Below are 2,054 nucleotides of genomic sequence, written 5' to 3'. Positions count from 1 at the left end.
TTTAAATTACCACTAACAGCATCAATCCAATAATTTGTATTTTCATGCTTGGACTCTGGAATAATTATTGGGTTGCTAATGCTCAAATCATGTTCAGAGATTGGATTTGTTTTCAAAAAGAAATCCTCTCGCCCTCCATATACTGTTACAGTGCCTTCACTGATCTCATTTAATTGATTATCGGTGACAACAATAATTGTTTGATAAATTTTTTCTTCCTCATCACACGCATTGAGCGATATGAGTATAGCAAACAGGGTAATTATTCTTATTAATTTCATTTAAATTGAGTTAATATTTAATTTTAATTGTTTCACTTAATGGTGATTTTGCTCCGCCCTGATAGATAGCTTGAATTCGGTAAGAGTACTCGCTATTCACGGTGAGAGATAAATCTTCAAATTGGTTTTGGTCAGCACTTACTGCCTTATAAATACTTACAGGATTATCAGCTAAACCCCTATAAATGATGAAGCGCTCCACACCTGGTTCATTATAATTCCAGGCCAACACAATTTTTTGGTTTTTGCGGTCAGCAGATACAAATACATCTTCAATTATTTTTCGCACTCCTCTATCAATTCGCTTAGATTTCACAGGTTTTGCAGGATCAGATTCCAGCCCGTCATCATCCACAGCGATAAGCGTATATTCATAATAGTTTGCATAGCTCACATCATAATCTACAAAAGTTGTGTCAGGCCGAGAATTGTTAAAAACTGCTACTAATTTCCAGCTGGGCTCGGTGTCTTTTCTCCTGTAGAGTAAGTGATTAGTGACATCTGCACTTGTGCTATTTATCCATCCTAATTGGATTCCTTCTTCATCAGACTTTACAGATTTAAATATGGGTGTAACCGGAGGGTAAATATCCGGTCTTTTAATTTCAATGATTTCCGAATACTCCGATGGATTAAAATGTTGGTCTACAGCTTTAATTCGATAGTAGATTGACTCTGTAAGTGTATTGATATTAATTTTTTCATTAAAGGTGGTATCGGGTAGTGGGTCAACCGTTATTTCAGAAAACTCATCACTTTTAAAGTTTGAACTGAATACCCGATACCCAAGCAAATCATCTTCAGTATTTTGTTTCCAGCTTAGTGTAACATTTCCAACAGAGTCTACCTTACCATAGACATTCATTGGTTTAGTAGGTGGAAGGCTGTCAATTAACTGGGCTAAGTATGGTTGTGAAGATTTAAATTGCCCATGTCGATCTACAATTTTAATTCGATAGTAATTAATTGTATTCGGTATGGAATCGGTAATACTTCTTTGCGCATTCCCAATATTGGTTCTAATAGTAGTAAAAGGCCCGGAAGCTTTCGAGGCTCTTTCCAATTCAAAATAGTCAACTTCTGCCTCTCCCAGGTATTCCCACCGAAGATTGATGCGGGTATTATTAATAACATCAGCGGAGATTATTGTAGCACTTCTATCTAATGAAACATACCCTTGACCTGAAATAGATTCTGACACTGGCCCCTTCTCACCAAAAGCATCAATACCTCTAATTCTATAATGGTAGGTTTTGTAATTCTCTTGAAGCGAATCGGCTTTAAAGAAATATCGGCTTTCTTTACCTGTTGGAGATTCTGTGTTGATGATCGGTAATTCATCAACGGCTTTGAAATTCACTCCATCTTCAGATTTTTCTAAGAAATAGCCTATATAGATATCTTCATAAAAGGATTTATTCCAACTTAAAATAACACTTTGATTGGCGAAACCTGCCTTTAACTCTTTAATCTGCGGTAATTCAACTTTTATCTTTGGATCAACAAATACAAAGCCCGAATCCATAGAATGAGCACTTTCTGGGATATTAGCGAAGATTTTATAGACATATTGTTCGGATTCACTTACATCATTATCCAGATAAAGTAGCCCTGATGCATTGGCCGCGTTTTGAGAAATATCTGCTGCAAACAAAGCAAAAGAATACCGCTGTTCAATTTCCCTTGCTTTCTGAATGATGGACGTAATGTTTGATCCAGTATTCGTGTCGACTTCGAACGAATCACCGTAAATTGCCTGAGCGGCTATAAGTG

At 36.5% G+C, this 2,054-nt stretch carries 2 protein-coding genes; both read right to left on the bottom strand.

Annotation, left to right across the window (positions count from 1 at the left end):
• Nucleotides 1-281, bottom strand: a 281-nt coding sequence (locus RLO81_RS14125; RefSeq protein WP_350112842.1) for a hypothetical protein, incomplete at its 3' end; no start/stop codon positions are given.
• Nucleotides 282-291: 10 nt separating this feature from the next.
• Nucleotides 292-2,054 (bottom strand): fibronectin type III domain-containing protein (locus tag RLO81_RS14120; protein ID WP_350112839.1); only part of this gene is annotated, 1,763 nt, incomplete at its 5' end.

It is taken from the genome of Fulvivirga sp., from assembly GCF_040220315.1.
Classification (GTDB): domain Bacteria; phylum Bacteroidota; class Bacteroidia; order Cytophagales; family Cyclobacteriaceae; genus Fulvivirga.
This window is presented reverse-complemented; position numbering and strand designations above follow the sequence as displayed.